Consider the following 21,820-nt stretch of genomic DNA (forward strand, 5'->3'; position numbering starts at 1 on the left):
AGCAAGTGAGGGGAAGGGAATGGGGTCCAGCCTGAGTAGCCGCGCTCGGGAACGGTGGCGGCTGGTCAGTCGAGCGGCATGTGAGCTCGACGCGACGGTACGTGAGCGTCTTGTGTCAGACGGCGTACACAACGCCATGGTGCGCCACGCCGATGGGGCAGGTGGCTGTAGGAGGCCGCTTGCTGGTACCGGTCGGGATGACCGTGGCGCGCGCCCAGGGGGTTGGTCCGGATCCGGCGTACGGGCGTAGATGAGTTCGAGACGGCAAGCGTCGGACGGGTCCAGTTCGTTCCACCGGAGCACGGGGTCGTTCAACGAGCGCCGTGAAGAATCCCGCGACCTGATGGTCGACCTGGAGCGGATCACCTTTTGGTCGTGAGCCGGTGACGGTTGCCAGGTCGATCACGGCGAGGCCGTACCGAGCGTCAGGATGGGCTCCGACATACGGTGGTGCCGGTCCGGTCCGGTCCGGGCTCGTTACAGGCGAGGTGTGTTTGACCAATCGGGGAAGGGGAACGGCTCCCCTGTGGTGCGGCACGAGACATTGCTGGACGAGATCCGTGGATTGGCGGGGTTGCCGAACCGTGAGTCTGCCGGGCAGGCTGCGGCGGCCACGGTCGGCGCGGTTGTGCATCTTCTGGCCGATGACAACAGGCGGCGACTGGAAGCCGTGTTGCCTGACATCTTGCGTGAATCCATAGCCTCTGATGCCGCGGCCCGTCCGCCGATGGGGAGGTCGGCGGATGAGACAGGTTTCGTCGCCCAGATCGCTCGGCGATGCAACTGCACGACGAAGCAGGCCCGGCTCCGTGCGCAGGCGACCTTGTCCGTTCTCGCGCATCATGAGCCGGTGGCGTTCTCGTCGCTGGAGTCACCGAACTGGCTCGATCAGGTGTCGGCGATTCCACTTCCGGACGGTGACGCGGCGCGACTGGCTGATGACGAAATCCGGCAGGCGTTCGACGAGCTGTCCGACTGGACGGGTGGCGACGATCACTTGAGACGGCGTGTGGTGCTGCCGCCCGGTGGTCTGCTGCCGGAAGTCGAGGCCGTGCTGCGGGACGACGGCCATGTCGAGAGCTCGGAGGACAGTCTGCTGATCATCGTGAACCGGTCGGCCGATGCGGTGACCTCGTACGACGTCGACCTGGCACGGCGGGTCGAAGAGGTGCTGGTCTCGATGGGAGCGGCCATCGCGCGCCTGCCTGGGATCACCGGAAGGTGGTGCCGGGAGCCGCAGGTGTTGCTCGCCGGGACGGTGATGGTGGGTTGGCGCATGTGCGGTGCGGGTGGGTTCGATCTCGTTGACGCCTCTGTCCAGAGCCGGGGCGGATTGGGCATGCTGTGGTACGCCGAGGGCGAGTTCACCGACTTCGTTCTGACGCTCGACTGGCGGGTCGCGCATGCGTCGGACGTAGGCGGGGTGTTCGTGAGATTTCCCGATCCGGGTGACGATCCGTGGGTCGCGCTCACCGACGGGTACGAAGTCCAGTTGTGCGACGGCAGGGACGGCACGGAGGGCACGGGCGCAATCTGCGGGTTGCAGGCGCCGTACGCCGATCCATCGGTGAAGCCGCCAGGCGAGTGGAACCATCTCGAGATCCAGGCTCGAGGCGACGTCTTCCGGGTCGGCGTCAATGGCCGCGAGGTCACGGCCTTCAGCGGCTCTCGAGCGGACAGCGGCTATGTCGGGGTCCAGAACCACGACACCGACTCGCGGGTCCAGTACCGCAACATCAAGGTCTTCTTCGAGGGGGCGGCTGCGTGAGTGACGGTGACGGCCGGCCACGGGGACACTGCGTGGTGCCGCACGTGACAGACATCCGGATCGAGGCCTGGGCACAGACGCGAGAACAATGCGTCGAGGAGGCGGTAGCGGCGCTCGTAGAAGGAGTTGTCGACCCAGGGTTCGACACCGAAGAGGCTGTGGAGACCTGGTTCCCGGTGCCGCTGGCAACGGACGCGGAGCTGCTCGTGATGGTGCTGGACGAGGTCATCTACCGGATGACAACGACCGGCCAGATCCCGGTTCGGACCTGGGTGTCGGCCAGGGCAGACGACGGCCTCGACGTTATTCAGCAGATCGTAGAACCCGAGACCCTCGACGCGGTAAGCGCGCCGCCGGACGAGGTACGCCTCCAAGATCTGACCTTCGCGGCCGGCGAGACCGGGTGGCGGTGCGCCGCGATCCTGGCTGTCTGAAGCTGAGCGTTGTCAGCAGCAACTATCGAACGGTTCGCGGATCGGGCCGAGGCGGCTTGGGAACGGACGGTTCGCGAGGGTCTGTTGGTGGCGCGGATCAGGTGGTTGGGGGAAGACGGTTCGGCCGCACGCTCAAGACAACCACGTCGTACACAGGACCGCCGCCTTCGGTGCCGAAAGGAACATCATTCCGGTAGCCACCTCGCGAGCATTACAGCGCCATCGACAGGCGATCGGCGTACGGTCGAAGGGCCGCTGCGGTGGTCTGACCGCGGAGGCGCGCCTCAGGGCTGGACGCCTGGCATACCGTTCGGCACTGCGCGGTACGGTACGTCGGTCATGAATCTCATCATCCCCTGTGTGATGGCGTGCCGCACCCTCAAGCCAGACGTCGAAAAGGCCTGACGATGTCGGCCGCCGGTCGGCGAAAGCATTGTGATGGCGCTTCTTGGGTACCGGACGGTGGCCGCGATCCCAGGAGATCCCGGAGACACCCGTGCCAGGTGCGAAGTCTGCGGGAGCGAGTACGACGGCGTTCACCGGCTCACTGGCGACGGAAGTTCGTAGCTCGTCGGCCGCGACCGGGTCTGACGCGGATCCCGACGTGGTCGCTGGGAGGCACGCGCGGACGGAGGAGACAACTGATGGCGACCGATCCGTAGACTTACCCCACTGAGCGGTACTACTACCACTGGGGGGAGCGGCCGGTGCCACCGGGGCATCCCACCAACCGCGAGATCAAGTCGCTGGTGGTGGAGCGCCTCAAGGAAAACCCGCACACGCAGGGCTACGACATCCGGGTGGATGTCAAGCGAGCCGTGGTCGTTCTCGGTGGAGAGGTGTCGTCCTGGTTGGCGAAACGCGCAGCCGGCGATGACGCCTGGACACCGCGGGAGTGGTTGACGTCAGCAACCAACTGAAACCACGCTCACCCGACTGAATCGGAGCGGGCGGGCAGCGCTCATCCACAAATCTCGCGCTCATGGTGTTCGTGATCGCATCTACGTGGCAGTTGTTACACGGACACGCCGATCCCCATATCGCCTACGAGTAAGGCGAATCGGCCAAGGTAGCGATCTACGGCTGTACTACTAGCGGCGTCTCGGCGCCAAGTCCCGTGCGTATAGAAGTCGGGGAACGGTTCGCAAGCCGGGGCTCTTGCCGTGACCGCAGGCTGCCGTCACGGAGGGGTACCGGGTGGGTGCGCGGTCCTCGGGTGAGTGTCTCCCCCAGCTGCTCTCGGGGACCCGCGCCCCTGCTGCGGGCTTTGCGGCAGGGCACATGACGGGTGCGGGCACGCATTTAAGGTTTGGGGACGTTCCGACCAGTAGCGCGACGCCCGGTTGCCACGCATCGTGCCCCGGTGAGACGTCACCGGGGCACAGTCACGAACTGACAGGAACGGGAGTTGATGAGCCGGGAGCAGCGCCCGGTTCGCGGCAGTTGAGGGTGCCCGGAGGATGACCCGAACCGACAGTCCTGCCGGCTGTAGGTCCGGGCGCCGGCTGGAGCCAGGTCCACATGATCAATGCCAGCGTGAGGCGACGTCACCTCGGCAGCGGTAGCGTTGCGCGCGGGCCTGCCGGATCGCGCGACGGCCATCGGGCGTGCGCACGGGATAAATTCGGTGACGGAGGCGATCACCCCCGCCATACTGGCCGCCCATGGATGAGGTCAAAGTCGTCATCGCCCACTCCGAGCGCGCGACCCTGCGCGTTGGCGACGTGTTCTTGAAGGTGGATTCCGACCAGGCGCGCCTCGACCGCGAGGTCGAGGTGATGGCCGTGGTGCCGGTACCGGCACCGAGGGTGCTCTGGCACAAGCCGTCCGTGCTGGCGATCTCTGCGGTCCCAGGGACAGTGCTGGGCCGGATCGGCAGGCCGTCGACGTCATCCCCGGCGGCGTGGGCCGCAGCGGGTGCCGTGGTCCGAGAGTTGCACGACGCGCCGGCGCCGCCTTGGCCCGGCGGGGGCGGCCAGGGTATCGACGAGTTGGCGGCGAAGCTCGACGAAGAGTGTGAGCAGCTCGTGAGGGACGGTCTCCTGGCCGCCAACGTGGTCGCCCGCAACCGCCGGGTCGCCGACGCCGCGCTCCGCCCGTGGACCCCGGTGTTCATCCACGGGGATCTGCACATCACCCACGTGTTCGCCGACGGCGACGACATCACCGGCATCATCGACTGGTCTGAAGGGGGACAGGGCGACGCCCTGCGCGACCTCGCCACCCTGACGCTTGGGCACCCGGAGCACCTCGGCGACGTCGTCGCCGGCTATGGCGGAGACGTAGACCTCGACGTGGTCCGCGCGTGGTGGTCGTTGCGAGCTCTGCTGGTGGTTCGTTGGCTTGCCGAGCACGGCTTCGACCCGTTCTCGCCACGCGGAGAAGCCGACGTCCTGCGCGCCCGGATGTGAGCCTGCAGCCCGGGTACGCGCATCTACGTCTACCCGTGGGTCGCCCGGTGATAACTAGCTGTATCAACGGGACCCGCTGCCGGCTGCCCGGGGCGCCCGCTCAGCAGACCACGATCCACCCGCAGCGATCCGGACCACGATTCCGCCGTTATCACCGGGCCGGGGTACGGTGTACGGCGCCGAGCGGGCACCAGTGTCGATGTTCGAAGTCGGCTGCACGGATGTCCGAAGTCGTCTGCACACACAGGGACACGCCCATAACGGCCGGTCCAGGCACCAACAGGGGCTACTGGCCGAGACCACGTGAGTCAGGAAACCATCGACTGTTGGTACCTGTGTTCATGGAACAGGAGGACCGGCCGCGATCCGGCCGCTGATCTCGGCCATCCGCTCATCGGAGTTGTGCGGCATCTCCCAACGAGTCTCGAGCCACCAGGAGGCACCGGCCTCAGCCCACGGTCGAACGACCTCCGCGGCGGCGCTCGCATCGTCACCCGGTGTCTCGCCCTCGCTGATCACGTCGATCGGACGGCTTGTGCGTTCGTCGAGCCATGCCTTCACCTCAGCGAGGGCCTCCGGGCCGGCGCCGTCCACGTACTGCGGGAGGACGCCGTCGCACTTCAGCACTCGACGCATCGACCGAGGCCTCGGCCATGCTCCGACGACCCAGATCGGGATGTCGGGCCGCGGCTGTCGAAGCGCCTCGAAGAGACCGGCATGCGAACAGGCGTAGCTGTAGTGGCGACCATGGAACTCCTGCTGGCCTGCCCACAAGGAACGAATCACGTCGATGCCCTCGTCCATCATGTCGGCGCGCTTCCGGATGTCGAGATCCTCGCTGGTCATCGGCATGCCGGTCGCGATGTCACCAACCCCGACGGTGAGGATCGCCCGACCGCCCGATAGCTCGTCCAGGGTGGCGACCTGGCTGGCGAGCTTCGGCGGCCGCCGCCAGGGCAACGGCGTCAGTACTGTCCCCAACTTGACCCGTGTGGTGCTCGCGGCCATGGCCGCGAGCAACCCCCACGCATCGACGCCGTAGCCCCCCTCCCACACAAAGACACCGTCCCATCCGGACTGCTCGGCGAGGATCGCCTGGTCGAGCTGAGTGGAGGCACTCCCGCCGGGCAGGATCACACCCGCTTTGATCGTCATGTCTCCGGCATACCACGCTGCCCCGACAACCCGGGCACTCCACGCTGAGCTCGGCAGTGCTTGCCGGTTAGGTGGCTCATCCCATTCGAGGGTGTAGTTGAGGTCTGAACCCGCCGGTCTCGAGCAGGGGCGCGCGCCCTTCGATCAGATCGGTCACGGTGCTCGGATTCGGGAAGACGAGATCGTAGGAGAGACATGAAGCTTCTTCTCGCCTCCGCCGGCATCAAGAACACGAGCATCGCCAACGCGCTCGTCGAGATGCTGGGCAAGCCGATCGCCGAGGCCAGCGCCTTGGTGATCCCAACGGCGGCTTACCCCGCGGGGGGTCCCGCTGCCGCGTGGCGCATCGTCTCCGGCCGCGCGATGACTCCGTTGTGCGAGATGGGCTGGAAGTCTCTCGGCGTGCTCGAGCTCACGGCGCTTCCCAGCATCGACGCGGCGCAGTGGATCCCCATCGTCCGGGAAACCGACGCTCTTTTGGTGGGCGGTGGCGATCCGCTGTACCTGGCGCACTGGCTGCAGGAGTCCGGCGCGGCTGACGTCCTGCCTTCGCTGCAGGACACGGTGTGGGTCGGGGTGAGCGCCGGGAGCCTGGTGGCGGCGCCCCACCTAGGCCAGGACCTGAGTGACTGGCAGTCGCCGACGGGCAGCGTCGAGGCACTGGGGCTGGTCGACTTCTGTATCTTTCCGCACCTCGACAACCCGAACATGCCGGAGTTCGGCCTAGCCGACGCGGAGCGCTGGGCCGCCGCGCTACGTGCCGGACTACGCCATCGACGACCAGACCACCATCACCGTCATCAACGGCGAGGTCGCTGTCGTCTCCGAGGGTCACTGGAAGCTGTTCGACTGACCAGTCCTGCTGATCTACACCCTCAACTGGAAAGAGCCGGTTCGCTTGCCGCAGGCGGCTCTTCAGTCATCGCGATGACCCGATTCGTGTAGATCAGCTCGACCTGACCGAGGAACAGCAGCAGCGCTTTGGCCAGCTCGGTCGCCGGGCCGGGTTTGCGTGTGTCGAACGGGATCGGGCCGCCGATGACGTCGATGTGCACGCACATCGTGGTGAGCTCGTTGAACAGCTGCAGCATCTCGGTCTGCGACCGGCCGAGCCTGTCCCGGTGAGCTTGCCGACGTACAGCCGCTGATCATCGCCGGTCAGGTCGTCGGGGATGCCGTAGGAGGTGAGGGCGTGGAGCTGGCGGTGCAGGTCCTGCTTTTTGGTCGAGACGCGGGCATAGCCCCACTCGATCGCGGTACCGGCCGACGCTGTCCCAACTGTAGGAAATTGACGCCGCTACAGCGGTGAGACTGGGACGGCGTTTCGCCGGTTCGTGCCGCCTGGACCGGTTGTCTCATGAGAGCGGCTCGGAACCCTACTTCCGAGACACCGCTTGAGACGTTTCATGCCGCGGTTATTGAGTCCTGCCGCGGTATCCCACAGTGGTCGGGCACGGTCCAGGACGAGCCACGGGAGCGGTCGTGAGTTTCTGGGTACTGACTATTTGTTCCTGGCAGGAATGTTCTGCGGAGCCGTGCTCGTGATCCGGCACCGCAATCTCGCCGGAGCAGCCATCGCGTTGTCCTTTGTCGGCACCGTGCTGGGTTTGCTGTTCGTCGTACTGGGTGCGCCTGATCACGCCCATGCGGCACGTCTGACGACGCACGGTGCCGTCGTCAGACACCGTGATGAGACAAGCCGGGCGTTTATGAACGTCGAGATGGGTACTGGGTTGACTCCTCGTGCATGGTGCAGTCGTCGCCTTGCCCGGGGAACTCCGGAAACGGCAGTGGGCGGATGTGACCGGCAGGGGAGCCCGGCAACAGCCGCCCACTACTACTGTTTGTCAGGCATGGCTGCCGTCGAGGAATTCGTGGAACCGGCGACGGCGGTGGCGGTTTGCGGCGATGGTGCTCGGGAAGATGGCGGTGGTGATGCGCGGACGATCTGGTAGCAGAAACGAGCTGCGTGCTGTAATGCTTGGATCGGCGCACCCCGCGGCGACACTCGGAGCCGGAGCTCTACTTGTCTCCGCTTCGTCGGTGCTGATCGGCTTGGCAGGGACATCGCCGGGGACGACGAGCTTCTTTCGGTGCTTGCTGGCGCTTCCGCTGCTCTTGTTGCTGGCCGCGTTCGAACGTCGCGGTCAACCGTCTCCGGGTCGTCGGGGTTATCTGGTAGCGGGGCTCGCGGGTGTGTTTTTCGCCGGTGACATGCTGCTCTGGACCGCGGCGATCGCCGAGGTCGGTGCCGGCTTGTCGACCGTGTTGGTGAATGTCCAAGTAGTCCTCCTGCCGCTGCTTGCGTGGCTGATGGACAGGGAGACGGTCACACGGCAGTACCTGTACTGGGTTCCGGTGCTGTTGGTCGGCGTGGTGCTGACGTCCGGGGTGATCGGGGGCGCGCCCGTAGGGACGAAACCGGTCGCAGGTACCGTGCATGCGTTGTTCGCCGCGGTCTGCTACTCGGGTTTCCTGTACCTACTCCGGCGGGGAGGTGCTGAGGGATCTCCGGTGCAGAAGTACGTTGCGGTCATCGCTCCAGCAGGCCTGGTCTCCTTGATCGTGGGAGCTTTCTGGAAAGGGGTCGAGCTCACACCGGGCTGGGCCGCCATCGGCTGGCTCCTCGGCGTCGCGGTGGCGGGGACTGTGCTTGGATGGTTGCTCGTGGGCTACCAGTTCGCCAAAGCTCCCGAGTCATGTCGGCGCCGTCCTGTTGATGCTCACGCCAGTCGGCGCGGTCGCGCTCGGCGCATTGGTACTCGACGAGCGACCGACCCTGGTCCAGTTGGCCGGCTGCGCGATGATCCTGACCGGCTCGTACTTCGGCACACAGCGCTCGAGCCGAACAGAAACCGGAGGCAGCAAGGCCGGAGCCCGAGAAGCAGGAGGGCGCAATGAACAGAATCAATGAGTACACGGCCTCGAGGGACCATTTGTGTACCGCGAACCCGTCGTGAAGATCCTGAGCATGCAGCGTGACCAGGACGTCTGGCCGGACGACCGAATCTCGCAGGCTTGAACAGTCGTGACAAGTTTCAAGTTCCGGTATGGGCCGCGGACTCACTACCCTACCGGTCGTTTCTCGATCGAAAAGGTGGGCACCAGGCGAGGACGGACGATTCCTTGATGCCACTGTCGTCAATGTCGCGCGGCCGGCGATCGATCAAGAACTGGGTGCAGACCTCAGTGGACTGCAGTGGATTCTCGACGGCTATCTACTGACCGTGTCCTCGTCCATCCTGCTCGGCGGTTCTTGGCCGATCGGTACGGTCGCCGGAGGATCTTCATGATCGGCACGGCAGCCTTACGGTCGCCTCTGGCGGGTGTGCCGTTGCGCCGACGACCGCATCGTTGGTTGTCGCTCGCCAGGTTCAGGGAGTGGGGACCGGGCTCCTCCACGGAGCCTCGCGATCATCGAGGCATTGTTTCGCCCCGAGGACCGTTCGAAGCCGATCGGCGCCTGGTCTGGACTCTCTGGCGTTGCTGCGGCGCTCGGCCCCTTCTTGGGCGGAGTCCCGGGGCATGCAATCTCATAGCGGGCGATCTTCCTGATCAACGTCCCAGTACCCGTCGTAGTACTGCTTGCGGCCGCTCGGCACGTCCCAGAGTCTCGCGACCCCGAGGGGCCGCGGCAGGTCCGAGATGGCCGGGTCCCTGCGGCGGTGACCGGATTGGGCAGCGCGACGTACCTGCTCATCGAGGACGCGAGCCGAGGCTTCAGTTCAGTACACGGCACTTGCGGCGGGGGCGCGACGTTGCCGATCACGGCCGCGGTGCTGCTCTGTCGCCTGTGATGGGCGGGCTGACGCAGCGGGTCGGTCCCAGGTGGCCGCTCACATCGGCCCCGCACTGCTCGCCGCCGGAATGTTGTTGATGTCGACCATCGACGGGGACAGTTCGTTTGTGCGGCGTGCCGCCTGCTGTCGTCGTATTCGGCTTGGGGCTGCAGTGTTGCAGGAGCTGTGCCGACGGCGTGGCAGTTACCGTACGGGTCGAGGCGAGGAGTTTCTCGACGCCGAGCAGAACGCCGTGGTTGCTCGCGACGCGCAGCGGTACTGCCGGGCAATGTACTACGGCGGCGAGGAATCGTGGAACATTCGCGATCGGCACATGATGAGCACGTTGCGGGCGCTGATGAGGTTCCACGGCCCGGCCGCGCGAAGGGCGTGGTCTAGGCACACAACTCCCATCTGGCTGATGCGCGCGCCACCGCGATGAGCATCAACGGGCAGATCAACCTCGGTCAATTGGTGCGAACGGAGTACCGCGCGTCGTCGTACCACGTGGGCTTCGGAACCGACCATGGCACGGTGATGGCTGCGGCTGCCTGGGGTGAGTTTTCATCAGGCTGAGCCGGAGATGTTCCTTCTGCCGTTGCGCCTTCCGGACGCGGGGCCCGGACTGCATCGTTCGTTGCAGCGGGAACGGCTCGAGCGCGCGATCGGAGTCGTCTATCGGCCTCACAGCGAGCTCGCCAGTCACTACTTCGGCGCCGTCCTCCCTGAACAGTTCGATGAATACATCTGGTTCGACGCGACCGCGGCCGTGCCCCCATTGTCCGATCGGCACGGCGGTCCAAGCGCCCCCCGCCAGCCGTTCAGCATCCTCGACACCTGACGACCTTCATGCCTGGAGTGATCAATCCTGGACTCAGCGCTGATTACCCCGCTCACGGTGACCAGCCGCCGAGGCTGCCTCGCCCCGAACGGAGGGGTGGAACCGGGACGCAAGACGACCGGTCACCCGTCGCCAGTCTGCGCCGCGAAGCCAATGCGCGACAGGGACGGCGACGTCACGGTCAGCTTCCAACAACGGATTAGGCGGCCCCTGGCCGCATAGCCCATCTGTGGCAGGGGTACTGGCTTCATGTTCACGGTCGACGGGTCGCTCGCGTCGGACGTTGGCCGGGCACCGAGACCAGGATCGGTCGGATGCAGGGCCGGCGTGTCTACCTCTCCGACCCGGTGGCCGAGGTAGGCGACTGAATCGGGGTCGCCGCGCTCCTACCCGGGCGTGCCAGATTGCCGCTGGCGGTGGTGACCGCGGCGTTCAGGTCGATGCTGCTGTCGGCGAATCTCGCGACACCGCTGTACGCCGGGTATGCGCTGCGGTATGGCTTGTCGACCGCCGTGCTGGTACTGATCTTCGCCGTCTACGCGCGCTGGTGCTGATCCCGTCGCTGATGATCTTCGGGCAGATCTCCGACCAGCTCGGACGCAGGCCCGGTGATCGCCATCGGGCTCGGCGCACCGGCGAGAGATGATGCGAGGACCGGCGGGCGGCGCGTCAGGCGTCGGCAGGGGGCTCGGCGTCGGAGTGCGTCAGGCAGTAGCTCGGGTCACCGGCGGCGCTGGCAGTCGAGCCCAGCCACGCGTTCAAGCCCTCGGGATCGCGGCGCTCGAGCTCGTCCAGGCAACGTTGACGTCCCATGACGATCCGCACGCGAGCCGCCGGGCTACTGGCCGCTTGGAGGGCCGCGTAGCTGTCACGCCCCTGGCGACACAGCTCGACAGTCGTATCCGCCGGCTCGACCCGGGCGGCTGCAAGGAGAGCAGATCACAGCCTGCGCGCGCTGCATGGGCCAACTGTGGCGCGGGTAGCGGAGGCTGACCGCCAACGCACCCGCTGGAAGTCTGGAGAGATCGATGCCCACGTGCGAGGTCTGCGGGAACGGCTACGACGCGGCCGACGGACTCTGTGCTGCGACCGGTGCCGGTTGTGGCCGGGGTGTCGACCTGCGGATCTCCACCCTCGGCGCGCATCATCGCAGTACTGGCGTCCGCGGGCGCATCGGCCTCGTTGAGTTGAGACTGTGCGTGAGTCGCCAGCGCTTGAAGCGTTCCCAGATCGACATCGGCGTGCTCCGCTTCCTCGAAAGTGCCTTCGCGATGCCCGGTGCCCGTGCCAATGCGGAGGAAACGGAAACGCCCTGCAGCGGTAGCGCCGGGATCGGGGTGAAGGCAACCATGTCGGCGGTGGCGGGGAATCGCTGTTCTTGAGGGAGCGCGGGGCCGGACGTGGACGGTTTCCCGACTTGGTCCGCGCCGAACTGCTCCCCGCCGTGCCTGCTCTCTGACTCAGGCGTGGTCGCCGTCAAGGAGTTCGTGAATCTTCTCGAGTGCCTCTTGGATCTCGGGATGCTTGTACTGCGCGGCGCGTGACTCGGCGCTGATCACGCCGCAGCGGTGCACCCGGCGGAAGTCGCCGTACGGGAACTCGTAGTGTCCCTTGGTCTCCTCGTCCATGTCGGTGTCGACGCCGAGGAACCAGAGGCTGTAGTCGCTCCAGCCGTGCTTGTCGAGGTACTCGTTCTGCTGGTCCGCGGTCGGGGCATGCTCGCTCCAGTCGTCCCGTTCGTCCGTGGTCGTCTGGCCCTTCCGGACCAGGTCCTTCGCGTGTTCGAACGCCTTCTCATTCAGCTTCACGGTCATACCGCTCCGGTTCCCGACCGGCCGGAGACGAATCGGACCGCGATCTGATGTACGCCGGGATCGCGAGCCAGAAGGTGGTGAACCAGAGGAGGACGCCGGTGACTGCCGCGATAGCGGCTGGGCGGGGTAGGACGACGTCCAGCGCGATCAGCACGCCGCCACAGATCGCCGCGACGAGGAACACCATCCCGCCTCGGGCGAGCCGGTCGGTGATCGTGACAAGGCTGTCGCGCATGCCTTTCTGATACAGGAATCGGTGGAAGGCGACCGGCGCCAGGAAGAGGGCGACAGCCAGCGCCGCGGCGATCAGTGTTCCTGCGTAGACCGCGTGCGTGAAGCCGTCCGCGGTGTGGAACTGGGTCTGGAACGCGATCCCCAGCAGGAACGCGAACAGGATCTGCGTGCCGGTCTGGACGAGCCGCAGTTCCTGCAACAACTCGTTCCAGTGCCGGTCGAGCCGCTCGCCGGTGCTCTCGTCGTCGCGCTCGTAGGTCAACTTCCTACCCATCTCGTCAGTCTTCCGGCAGCTCCGCAGTATCCGCCGACACGCCGGCAAGCGACCGGGGGACTGCCGTCAGGGAAGCGGTCGGCTCCTGTTGCTCCGGCCTGGCATACCGGCCTCGGATCGCGGCCCATCGTCTGCTTCACGTCTTCTGGTAGCCCTCGCGGTACCCGTCGTCCGCTGTCGGCACGCGCGTTTTCTGCCGGGGACCCCCGGGTACCGGCCGACCATGCGCCTCGACGGACGGGTCATCTACCAGTTGGATCCGGCGGAGTTCTTCGACTCCGACGGCGATGGTCGCGGCGATCTGGAGGGCGTGGTCCGCAAGCTCGATTACATTCGCGCGGTCGGGGCGGACACTCTTTGGCTGCAGCCGTTCTTCGTGTCGCCGTACCTCGATGCCGGGTACGACGTCGTCGATCACCGCGACGTGTCGGCCCGGTTCGGCACGATGGCCGACTTCGAGAATCTGGTGGAGCGATCTCACCAGCTGGATCTGAAGGTGATGATCGAGCTGGTCGTCCAGCACACCTCGGTGGATCATCCGTGGTTCCGCGCGGCGCGTGCGGCCGCCGATTCGCCGTACCGCGACTACTACGTCTGGGCACGGGAACCGCGGGAGGATCCGGCCGTCCAGAAACCGGTGTTCCCAGGCGTGGAGGACTCGATCTGGGCGTACGACGAGCAGGTCGGGAAGTACTACCGGCATGCGTTCTACCGGCACGAAGCGGACCTGGACGTCGGCCGTCCAGCGGTCCGCGCCGAGATCCACGGAATTGTCCGGCACTGGCTGAATCGGGGTGTCGACGGGTTCCGCGTCGATGCCGTGCCCTACATGGTCCGGCAGGCTGCGCTGGCGGACGGGCGCGAGGACGGCTACTGGTTCCTGTCCGAGTTGGCTGCCGTCGCTGACGGTGTACCGCTGATGGGCGAGGTGGACGTGCCGCCTGAGCAGTACGACGAGTACTTCGGGGATGCCGACCGGCTGCATGCCGTGTTGGACTTCTGGACGAACAACCTGCTGTTCCTGGCGCTCGCGCGGTGCGATGCCCAGCCACTGGTCCGGGCGCTGCATGCGCAACCCCAGCCGCCGGACGGGTGCACGTACGTCAACTGGCTGCGCAACCACGACGAGCTGGACCTCGACCGGCTGTCCGAGGCCGAGCGCAACGACGTGTTCGACGCCTTCGCTCCCGAGGAGAAGATGCGCGTCTTCGGGCGTGGGATCCGTCGTCGCCTGGCGCCGATGCTCGGCGATGTCCGGCGGGTCGCGATGGCGCATGCGGTCGCGCAATCGTTGCCAGGGGCGCCGGTTGTCCGGTACGGCGAGGACATCGGGATGAGTGAGGATCTCTCGCTGCCCGATCGCGCCTCGGTACGGACTCCGATGCAGTGGTCGGCCGCGGAGAACGCCGGTTTCAGCAAGGCGCCGCCGAGTCTCGTGGAGCCCGAGCCCATTGCCTCGGGTCCCTATTCGTTCACCGACGTCAACGTGGCCGAGCAGGAACTTCGGACCGGGTCGTTGCTGAGCCGTGTCTCGCAGCTGACCGCGGCTCGTCGCGAGCTCGGCGTGCTTCCGTCCGGTCGCTGCGAAGGGCTCGCCTTCGAACCACGCTCGGTCTTCGGCGTCCTGCATCACCGCTCCGACGACGCCGTACTGATGCTCGCGAACCTGTCGCCGGACGAGGCGCGCGTACACCTGCCGTACGACGTGCGCGCCGATCTACTTGCCGACAGCAACTACGAACCAGCGACCAAGGAAGTGGTACTGCGCGGCTACGGGTACCGGTGGTTGCGCATCCACGACGACTCGAGGTGATCACCATGCCAGGATCCGTCCGTGCGGAAGCCGACGAATATCGGCAGGGAGCCGACCGGCCACTGGGTGGTTACGCGCTGTTGATGACACTGTTCGGCGGTCTGGCAGGTGTCGCCGGGGCGGCGGCCGCGGTGCGCGGGACGAGCAGCCGACGGATCTCGCCGTACGACCTGCTGTTGATGACTGCCGGAACCCACAAGCTGGCGCGGCTGATGAGCAAGGACGCGATCACCAGCCCGCTACGGATGCCGTTCACGCGCTACCGCGAGACCGGAGGCCCGGGAGAGGTCATGGAAGACGTCCGCTCCGAAGGTTCGCTCCGGCATGCCATCGGAGAGTTGGTCAGCTGCCCGTTCTGCCTGGCCGTGTGGGCCGCGACCGCGTTCAGCATCGGCTTCCTGTTCGCACCGCGCTTCACCCGGGTAGCAGCCTCGGCCCTGACCGCGATCGCCGGCGCCGACTACCTCCAACTCCTCTACGCCCAACTCCAGCAGTCGGCCGAAGGCACCAGCTGAGGAGGCTGATCCGCACAGCTTCGGCATCGCGCGGGGCCGACGAATACGGCGGCGGCCGCGCGGAACGCATGCACTCCGAGCTGTTCCGTAGGCGATGCCCCGGCCCCGGCCCCGGCCTCGGCGACGGCTACGGCTCCTACGCCGGCGTCGTACCGGCCGTCACGCTGGCGGTGTCGAACCCGATGTCGCCTTTCACGACGCACCGCCGCTGCACGGGTGCGCTCGTCGGTCACTGTCGGCACTCGAGATGACTTTCCCGCTGCGCAATCGTCAGTACGCGGGCGTCATCACTACGTGCCTCCGAAGATGAGGCGCGCTTCTTCACCGAGCACGTCGAGGCCGACGCTGTCCATGAACAGACCGCAGCCCATGACCTTTGTGGGAGCTACGTACGACAACGTCCCGATGCGATCGGCGACGTACTGTTCGGTGCCCGCTGCTCACGGCTGATCGACGATCTCTCCGCCGATCACCTGCTCATAACCAAAGAACCTGACGACGTCGCGGAGAACTCGACATCGCCTTCTGGTATCGGGCGGCACGCCACGAAACGGTGATGAGTACTGCCCACGTGGCCTCCGGCGTAGCGGCGGATGTAGCCGGGTACCCGAACTGCGCAAGGTTGTCTGAGTTAGATGCTGAAGTTCGCGCCTGCGGACTGCTGGTGGTTCTGCTCGTGGGTTCTGGAGGCCTGGATCCGGGTTGCCGTTCCGGGCCGTGCCGATCGCCGTCGCCGACCGGCGACTGATCGCGGCCGCGCCTGACCAGCTCGAGCTGGTGCCCACACCCGCGAAACGGCGCGGTGCCGGCAACCCGTGGGACGCAAGCGGCTATTCGAGCTGGTCGAGCAGATCGCCGACGGCGAGCCCAAGCCGACGACCAAGACCGAGTTTATCCAACCCGGAGCCAGGCTCAGCCGCCTGCTGAACCGGCCGCACGACACCAACACGATCCTGACCGGCGGCGATCCGCTCGCCGGCTGGGCCTACTGACCAGAGAAGGACGCGATGACGAGAAGGGGGATTCCCGCGCTCCGCAAGCGGCACCCGGATCTGATGGACTTCGAAACCTGGTTGGACCGCGAAGGCAGGGCCGTGTTCGGTGGTCCGCAACCCGACTGATTGGTTCTCGCGTGCCAACAAGTCCGAGATCAACTAACAGTGATGATGTGAGTGTGGCTCCGCAGCGGCTGTCCTGACTCGCCCACTAACTGACCTCGGGTCTTGAACGGGATCTGTCGGTCAACCGTCTGCGGAGCTCACTTGCACTCACCGGGCCAGGGGCGTTGGTGACTTCAGAGGAGCCTGTGCCAGCAGGCACCCATCACTGTTCTGTCCGCTCGCCTCAGCTGGTGCGTGCCGCCCTAGCCCTAGCGAAAGGACGGCCTGATGACCACGATGACACGAACGGATTCCGGTCTCCAGTACGGCGTGATCGGCGGTGTCGACACCCACCGCGACACCCATACCGCCGCCGTGATCGATCCTGTCGGCCGGCTCCTGGACCACCACACCTTCGGGGCGACCCCGGCCGGCTACCGGCAGTTGCTGGCCTGGCTGCAATCGTTCGGAACGGTCCAGCAGATCGGAGTCGAGGGAACAGGCGCCTACGGAAACGGCCTCACGAACTACCTCACCGGCCAAGGCATGACCGTGATCGAGGTCGACCGTCCGGATCGCAAGACCCGCCGCTCGGCCGGTAAGTCCGACCCGATCGACGCCGACGCAGCTGCCCGCGCCGCCGCCTCGAACACTCGGACCGCAACACCCAAAACCCGTACCGGACACGTCGAGGCCCTACGTAACCTGCGCGTCGCCCGCCGCTGCGCGATCAGCCACCGCGCCGACTGCATCCGCCGGACCAAGACCCTGATCGTCACCGCCCCCGAACCACTGCGCAGCCAACTGCGTCACCTGTCCGCGCGTGAACTCATCACAACCTGCGCCGCGCTGCGCCCAGACCCCACCCGGATCAGCCACCCCGATCAAGCCGCCAAAGCCGCCCTCCGCAGCCTGGCCCGCCACCACAACCACCTCACCGAACAGATCACCGAACTCGACACACTCATCCGGCCGCTGGTCGCAGCGATCAATCCCCGGCTCCTCGAACTCAACGGCGTCGGCACCGACGTCGCCGGGCAACTCCTGGTCACCGCCGGCCAAAACCCCGACCGGATCCGCTCCGAGGCAGCCTTCGCCATGCTCTGCGGCGTCGCCCCCATCCCCGCCTCATCCGGCCAAACCCACCGCCACCGACTCAACCGCGGCAGCGACCGCCAAGCCAACACCGCCATCCACCGCATCGTCATCTGCAGGCTCCGCTGGGACCCCCGCACCCGCGCCTACATGACCAGCAGAACCACCGAAGGACTCTCCAAAAAAGACATCATCCGCTGCCTCAAACGACTCATCACCCGCGAGCTCTACCACGCCCTAACAACCACTTGACCATCTATAGGAGCATCCTTCGCGCGTTTACAGGGGGCAACTTCACGGCAGGCTCGAACTCGATCCGCTCCGCCCACCTGATCACCGAGCCCAGCATGGGCTACCGCTTCGAGCCCTGACCGCGCCGGCAAGTGCGAGCAGGATCGCCCGCGGGATGGTTCGTCGGGCGTCGCGGACCTCCTCGCCCATGGTGGCGCTCCTGGCGTGATCGTCGTACGGTCGAGGTGTCGCCGCAGGGGTCTGACTGCGACGGCGGCTCAGGGTCAGACGCTCGCATACCGCTTGGCCCTGCGCGGTGCGGTACGCCGATCGCGGCGTCTAGCCCGTGAGAGACCGGTGTACCGCACCCTCATGGCTCCAGGCCTCGAACGGCTGGCAGGCCTCCAGGCTGCAGAGCGAGAATCTTGTCTCATGATCTGACAGCGGTGGCCGCGACCGGGAGTTCGGTCGCCATGTCGAGCTGGGAATTCGGAACTACCTGGTCGCGCACCGTCGGATGTCATCCTGGAGATCGTCGGTCCCGATCTCGACGAGCCTCCACGCCGGCCGGTGCCGCGCTGAGTTGGCGCGTCGCGGCGGCCGATCCACCGCCGTACGACGGAATCGTGCCGTTCCTGGTCGACTGCGGGAGGACTCGTCACCCCGCTCCGTGGCGTTGTCGGTCGGACGCCGAGGAACCAGTGGTGGGTTCCCCGGCCACGGTCCGGCCGGGCAACTCACAGTCGGAACATCCCCTTGACAGCCGGGGAACCCGCCGACAACCCCATCACACGCCCATGGGTGGCACAACACCCCGCCACGATGCGGACAGCAGCGGAGCATCTGGATCTATCGTGCTCGAATCGCAGCGGGGACGGCTCGACGGCCGTCTTGAGAGAACCGGTTGCCACGTCGGGGCCGAAGTACCGAACATGCGCAGGTGGAGCGGCCAGATCCTTCCCCTGCTCACCGACGAGGACCCGCTCGGCGTCGACACGTTCGCGACCCATCACCTACCGCTGTCGGACGGTCCCGGGGCGTACCGGATGTTCCAGCAGAAGGCACACGGCGCGGTCAAGGTATTACTCCACCTTGGCCGGGGTACTTGACGGTGCGCCCTGCATGACAAGGAGATCGGCTCAATGATCGCTTCGGATCAAGCGCCGCTGGGCGAGCGCTCTCTGGACCTGGCGTGGTTCCGCCGCGAACTCGAACAGGAGCGCGAGTTCAGGCTCGAGCAACTCATCACCCTGTCGTACGACGCGGAAGTGCCGTGCTCGGTAGCGGTCGGTGAAGTCCGGGCCGCATTGACCGTCGGTGCGCGGCGCGCGTTGGCGGAGATCGACGCCGCGCTCTTCCGCCTCGCCCGGGGCACGTTCGGCGCCTGCGAGCTCTGCGGACGCCTCCTCCCCGGCCAGCTGCTGGCAGCGATCCCGACGACCAGGCTGTGCCTGCTCTGCGAACGCTCTCATATCCAGCACGACATGTAGCGAGCGCATGCGGACCTATCGATGGATCTGACGAGCGATCTCAGGACTTCGGATCGCAGGCGGCACCGTAGCAGGCACCGTCGTGCTCCCGGTCGCGGTCTGGCTCGCTCTCGGGCTGCTGGCAATGGTCGTCTGGCTGGCGCCTCAGATGCGGGACTCCGCCGCCGACGGTGCCAAGCCTTCGCCCTGTGCAGAACGCGGGGCTAGCAAGGTCCACCGATCGACAACGTCGTGCAACATCGGCGCCACGGACTGAGCGTCCGTCGACAGACCGCTGGTCTCACCTCGGTCAGTAGCTGCCATTGTCATTACTGTCCGTTTTCGTATCGTCGCGGGTGCCCGGAAGGTATGCAATCTGACCAACTCTGGGTCCCGGACGAGCAGTCAGAGATGATGCGCGGGTTCCTGACCGTGGTTCGGGGGTACCGAAATGACCGGGCCACCATGGATGAAAAGGTCTCCGGCCCGAGTAGGAGGTGTTCCGTGATGACAACCCAGGCCAGCAAGCGAGCTGTGTGGATCGCAGTCGCCGTCGCGATCGTTGTCGCGTTGGTGGTGCTCGGTGTCTTGTTCGGTGGGGGCAGCGGCGGCGGTGGCGGCTACTGACGTCGGGCGGCAGGGCGGTCAGCGATCCGGTGTGGAGAAAGGAAGCCCGCTGCAGCTTGAGTGTTGCGGGCGCCGGAGAGGACGTCGTCCGGTCGGTATCCGAACTACTCCGGGGAGACCGTTGCCGAGCCGGCTCCGGTGTCACGGACTGTGGTTGCGACCGCCTCCGACGTACCGGCGCCGAAGGGGGCCTAGTTCGCGCGGATGCGATTCGTGGTGCGTTGCTGAATTGCTCGATTGTCGGGTGGCTCGACTTGCCCACGGGGTGAAGGATCCGCGTGAGTCGACGCGCTGCTGTCGCGACTGGCGGTCACGATGTCGCCGATGCCTTCGTGCAGGGCCAGGTTGAGACGCTGGTGATCGACACCGACGCGGCGGCGGAGAGCGAGCTGGCGCCGAAGGACCGCGCGGGCTTGTCCATCGCGGTGCTAGAGGACCTGGCGGCTGGAGTGTTCCGTGAGTGCTGTTTTTCCGGCTGTGGGTACCGGCTTTGTCGGAGTACACGAGCCGAAGCTGACAGCAGAGGGGTAGACATGACTGGGAATCGATTGCTTGCTGTCGTCACGGGCGCCTCCAGTGGAATCGGGTTTGAACTCGCCAGACAGCTGGCCCTGAACGGCTATGGTCTCGTCATCGCGGCCGAGGACAAGGGCATCGAAGAGGCTGCGGTCGAGCTGCGCACCGCCGGGGATGGGACGGTCCCGGTCGAGGCGGTTCGCGTCGATCTGGCGACCGCTGAGGGAGTCCAGCGTCTCCACACCGCGCTCGCAACCCGAGCGGTGCACGTCGCGATTCTGAACGCAGGCGTCGGCTGGGGTGGTGCCTTCGTCGAAACTGAGTTGGCTGCGGAGCTGAAGATGATCGATCTGAATGTCAGCTCCACGGTGCATCTGACCAAGCTGCTGCTCCGTGACATGGTGGCCGACGACGAAGGCCGGATCCTCATCACGTCATCGATCGCGTCGACAATGCCGGGCTCCTTCCAGGCGGTGTACAACGCGACGAAGTCGTTCCTGCAGTCGTTCGCGGAGGCGTTGCAGGAAGAGTTGGAGGACTCGAACGTAGTTGTCACGTCGTTGATGCCTGGGCCGACGGAGACGAACTTCTTTCACCGTGCGCGAATGGACGCTACGCCGGTAGGCCAGGCCGGCAAGGACGACCCGGCCGAGGTTGCTCGACAGGGCCTCGCCGCGCTCATGGCGGGGAAGGATCGCCAGGTCGCAGCATCGCTCAAGACGAGGGCTCAGGAACTTGCCGCCAAGATGACTCCGGACAAGGTGAAGGCAGCCATGCACCGAAAGCTGGCCGAGCCCGAGGAGTAACGGGGTACGCGGGGACTGCCCGCCCTTCTGGTGGGCCGGCCGATGTGATCGGACAGGTCCAGGAAGGTAAGACCTACCGAGGAATGCATGACGCCCTCCTGCCAGCCTCTACCGAGCTGCACGTCATGGCTGCCCGCTGTGTCACGTCACTTGGCGATGCCGACAAGTCGCGGCCAGGTTGTTCCTGTTCAACTACTTCGTGCTGAGAAACCCCCAGGTCGCGCTCCAGTTCTGGGCGCCGGTATATGAGGCAGACCGGACTGACGAACTCGACCCTGTTCGAGCCCATCGAGATGTCCTCCTCGCCAGGCGCGGACAATCGGTCGAGGTGCTCAGTCTGGCGGTTCGACCGGCGTGCCTTGTTCGCCTTCGGTCACGTCCTGTTCCTTCGGGGCACGCCATACCTGGTCCTGTTCGGGCAGTCGCGCATCGCCGCCAGGGTCGATCAGATCGGGTCGAGCCGATCGTTCCGGTGAATCTCGGTCGTTTCAATGCCGGAGTCGTTCTTCGCACGGAACCTGGGGCGGTCGAAGCTCATCATCATCACCTCCAAAGCTCGTAGCGACCCTGGTAACCATCCAGCAGATCCTCAATCCGGGTGGTTCCGCAACGAGGCGGTAGCCGCTCACGAGATCGCTGTGGCCGATCACGAGGTCCGTCGCAGGTTCGACCGGGAAAACCGCGGCCGCGGGAACCTGAACGCAAGGCTGGGTTGAGGAGGCCAACTGTCCGAGCTGATCCAGTCTCCGCGGGTCGGCCCGGCCCGGAATCACGGCAGCTGACCCCTCACCAGCCGGAGGACTGCGCGGCCGACAAGCAAGTTTTGAGGATCGCCAGCGCAGGTAGTTGCGGCACTACCTTCACAGGGTTGGCTCCGACAGAGCTGTCCTGCGAGTGGAGGCCCAAGCGTTCGAGGGCGTGTCCAGCCTGGGTAGATC

Annotated in this window: 24 protein-coding genes and 3 pseudogenes; 22 read left to right on the top strand and 5 right to left on the bottom strand. The window is 66.2% G+C overall.

The window, feature by feature from the left end:
* Positions 1 to 430 precede the first annotated feature (430 nt).
* The 5 genes and pseudogenes from AB0E69_RS33345 to AB0E69_RS33365 all read left to right on the top strand — a co-directional run.
* A pseudogene (locus AB0E69_RS33345) lies at positions 431 to 832 on the top strand (DUF2267 domain-containing protein); the annotation flags it as partial.
* Positions 833 to 850: 18 nt separating this feature from the next.
* Positions 851 to 1,768: a DUF1080 domain-containing protein gene (locus AB0E69_RS33350; RefSeq protein ID WP_360156193.1), complete on the top strand. Its 918-nt coding sequence runs from the start codon at positions 851 to 853 to the stop codon at positions 1,766 to 1,768.
* Positions 1,769 to 1,812: 44 nt separating this feature from the next.
* Positions 1,813 to 2,202: an archease gene (locus tag AB0E69_RS33355; protein WP_360155427.1), complete on the top strand. Its 390-nt coding sequence runs from the start codon at positions 1,813 to 1,815 to the stop codon at positions 2,200 to 2,202.
* Between the two features lie 707 nt (positions 2,203 to 2,909).
* A complete protein-coding gene (locus tag AB0E69_RS33360; protein ID WP_360155430.1) occupies positions 2,910 to 3,122 on the top strand; it encodes a BON domain-containing protein in 213 nt (70 codons plus the stop codon).
* Between the two features lie 744 nt (positions 3,123 to 3,866).
* On the top strand, positions 3,867 to 4,613 hold the full coding sequence (locus AB0E69_RS33365; RefSeq protein WP_360155433.1) for a phosphotransferase: 747 nt from the start codon (positions 3,867 to 3,869) through the stop codon (positions 4,611 to 4,613).
* A 339-nt stretch (positions 4,614 to 4,952) separates the two neighbouring features.
* Here AB0E69_RS33365 and AB0E69_RS33370 read toward each other — a convergent pair whose 3' ends face one another.
* Complete coding sequence (locus tag AB0E69_RS33370) at positions 4,953 to 5,768, bottom strand: LLM class flavin-dependent oxidoreductase (RefSeq protein ID WP_360155436.1); 816 nt, start codon at positions 5,766 to 5,768, stop codon at positions 4,953 to 4,955.
* A 195-nt stretch (positions 5,769 to 5,963) separates the two neighbouring features.
* On the opposite strand from AB0E69_RS33370, the gene AB0E69_RS33375 reads away from it, so the two are divergent.
* Positions 5,964 to 6,713 carry a Type 1 glutamine amidotransferase-like domain-containing protein gene (locus tag AB0E69_RS33375; protein WP_360155439.1) on the top strand — a complete coding sequence of 250 codons (750 nt, stop codon included), beginning with the start codon at positions 5,964 to 5,966 and terminating at the stop codon, positions 6,711 to 6,713.
* Here the strand turns inward: AB0E69_RS33375 and AB0E69_RS33380 are convergent.
* A complete protein-coding gene (locus tag AB0E69_RS33380; RefSeq protein WP_360155442.1) occupies positions 6,644 to 6,859 on the bottom strand; it encodes a hypothetical protein in 216 nt (71 codons plus the stop codon). The genes AB0E69_RS33375 and AB0E69_RS33380 overlap by 70 nt on opposite strands.
* Before the next feature lie 429 nt (positions 6,860 to 7,288).
* Between AB0E69_RS33380 and AB0E69_RS33385 the strand changes: the two genes are divergently transcribed.
* The 7 genes and pseudogenes from AB0E69_RS33385 (at position 7,289) to AB0E69_RS33415 (ending at position 10,942) form a co-directional block, all read left to right on the top strand.
* Complete coding sequence (locus tag AB0E69_RS33385; RefSeq protein WP_360156196.1) at positions 7,289 to 7,723, top strand: DUF4040 domain-containing protein; 435 nt, start codon at positions 7,289 to 7,291, stop codon at positions 7,721 to 7,723.
* Positions 7,724 to 7,745: 22 nt separating this feature from the next.
* Positions 7,746 to 8,144 (top strand): annotated as a pseudogene (locus AB0E69_RS33390) (EamA family transporter); the annotation flags it as partial.
* A 343-nt stretch (positions 8,145 to 8,487) separates the two neighbouring features.
* Positions 8,488 to 8,682, top strand: coding sequence for a hypothetical protein (locus AB0E69_RS33395; RefSeq protein WP_360155444.1), 195 nt, complete (start codon positions 8,488 to 8,490; stop codon positions 8,680 to 8,682).
* Between the two features lie 962 nt (positions 8,683 to 9,644).
* Positions 9,645 to 9,989: an erythromycin esterase family protein gene (locus AB0E69_RS33400; protein WP_360156199.1), complete on the top strand. Its 345-nt coding sequence runs from the start codon at positions 9,645 to 9,647 to the stop codon at positions 9,987 to 9,989.
* Positions 9,986 to 10,123, top strand: coding sequence for an erythromycin esterase family protein (locus AB0E69_RS33405; RefSeq protein WP_360155447.1), 138 nt, complete (start codon positions 9,986 to 9,988; stop codon positions 10,121 to 10,123). The genes AB0E69_RS33400 and AB0E69_RS33405 overlap by 4 nt, the downstream gene beginning before the upstream one ends.
* Positions 10,104 to 10,388 carry an erythromycin esterase family protein gene (locus AB0E69_RS33410; protein WP_360155450.1) on the top strand — a complete coding sequence of 95 codons (285 nt, stop codon included), beginning with the start codon at positions 10,104 to 10,106 and terminating at the stop codon, positions 10,386 to 10,388. The genes AB0E69_RS33405 and AB0E69_RS33410 overlap by 20 nt, the downstream gene beginning before the upstream one ends.
* Positions 10,389 to 10,792: 404 nt before the next feature.
* Positions 10,793 to 10,942 carry a hypothetical protein gene (locus AB0E69_RS33415; protein ID WP_360155453.1) on the top strand — a complete coding sequence of 50 codons (150 nt, stop codon included), beginning with the start codon at positions 10,793 to 10,795 and terminating at the stop codon, positions 10,940 to 10,942.
* 115 nt (positions 10,943 to 11,057) lie between these two features.
* Here AB0E69_RS33415 and AB0E69_RS33420 read toward each other — a convergent pair whose 3' ends face one another.
* Complete coding sequence (locus AB0E69_RS33420) at positions 11,058 to 11,201, bottom strand: hypothetical protein (protein WP_360155456.1); 144 nt, start codon at positions 11,199 to 11,201, stop codon at positions 11,058 to 11,060.
* Positions 11,202 to 11,416: 215 nt separating this feature from the next.
* Here AB0E69_RS33420 and AB0E69_RS33425 point away from each other — a divergent pair, with 215 nt between their 5' ends.
* Complete coding sequence (locus tag AB0E69_RS33425; RefSeq protein ID WP_360155459.1) at positions 11,417 to 11,770, top strand: hypothetical protein; 354 nt, start codon at positions 11,417 to 11,419, stop codon at positions 11,768 to 11,770.
* Between the two features lie 78 nt (positions 11,771 to 11,848).
* On the opposite strand, the gene AB0E69_RS33430 is transcribed toward AB0E69_RS33425, so the two are convergent.
* The gene (locus AB0E69_RS33430; RefSeq protein ID WP_360155462.1) at positions 11,849 to 12,202 is read right to left on the bottom strand and encodes a hypothetical protein; all 354 of its coding nucleotides are present in this window, start codon (positions 12,200 to 12,202) and stop codon (positions 11,849 to 11,851) included.
* The gene (locus tag AB0E69_RS33435; protein WP_360155465.1) at positions 12,183 to 12,710 is read right to left on the bottom strand and encodes a DUF6328 family protein; all 528 of its coding nucleotides are present in this window, start codon (positions 12,708 to 12,710) and stop codon (positions 12,183 to 12,185) included. The genes AB0E69_RS33430 and AB0E69_RS33435 overlap by 20 nt, the downstream gene beginning before the upstream one ends.
* Before the next feature lie 223 nt (positions 12,711 to 12,933).
* Here AB0E69_RS33435 and AB0E69_RS33440 point away from each other — a divergent pair, with 223 nt between their 5' ends.
* From AB0E69_RS33440 to AB0E69_RS33475, 8 genes and pseudogenes are all read left to right on the top strand, one after another.
* Positions 12,934 to 14,523 carry an alpha-amylase family glycosyl hydrolase gene (locus tag AB0E69_RS33440; RefSeq protein ID WP_360155468.1) on the top strand — a complete coding sequence of 530 codons (1,590 nt, stop codon included), beginning with the start codon at positions 12,934 to 12,936 and terminating at the stop codon, positions 14,521 to 14,523.
* 83 nt (positions 14,524 to 14,606) lie between these two features.
* Entirely contained in the window at positions 14,607 to 15,038 is a 432-nt protein-coding gene (locus AB0E69_RS33445) for a DUF1360 domain-containing protein (RefSeq protein ID WP_360155470.1), read from the top strand.
* Between the two features lie 8 nt (positions 15,039 to 15,046).
* Positions 15,047 to 15,595: pseudogene (locus tag AB0E69_RS33450) on the top strand (iron-containing redox enzyme family protein).
* Between the two features lie 258 nt (positions 15,596 to 15,853).
* Positions 15,854 to 16,030: a hypothetical protein gene (locus tag AB0E69_RS33455; RefSeq protein WP_360155473.1), complete on the top strand. Its 177-nt coding sequence runs from the start codon at positions 15,854 to 15,856 to the stop codon at positions 16,028 to 16,030.
* 405 nt (positions 16,031 to 16,435) lie between these two features.
* Entirely contained in the window at positions 16,436 to 17,485 is a 1,050-nt protein-coding gene (locus AB0E69_RS33460; protein WP_360156202.1) for an IS110 family transposase, read from the top strand.
* A gap of 911 nt (positions 17,486 to 18,396) precedes the next feature.
* Positions 18,397 to 18,573, top strand: a complete 177-nt coding sequence (locus AB0E69_RS33465; protein WP_360155476.1) for a hypothetical protein — start codon at positions 18,397 to 18,399, stop codon at positions 18,571 to 18,573.
* Positions 18,574 to 18,606: 33 nt separating this feature from the next.
* A complete protein-coding gene (locus AB0E69_RS33470; RefSeq protein WP_360155479.1) occupies positions 18,607 to 18,954 on the top strand; it encodes a TraR/DksA C4-type zinc finger protein in 348 nt (115 codons plus the stop codon).
* 884 nt (positions 18,955 to 19,838) lie between these two features.
* The gene (locus AB0E69_RS33475) at positions 19,839 to 20,882 is read left to right on the top strand and encodes an SDR family NAD(P)-dependent oxidoreductase (protein ID WP_360155482.1); all 1,044 of its coding nucleotides are present in this window, start codon (positions 19,839 to 19,841) and stop codon (positions 20,880 to 20,882) included.
* Positions 20,883 to 21,820 lie beyond the last annotated feature (938 nt).

This window comes from Kribbella sp. NPDC026611 (genome assembly GCF_040638345.1).
GTDB lineage: Bacteria > Actinomycetota > Actinomycetes > Propionibacteriales > Kribbellaceae > Kribbella.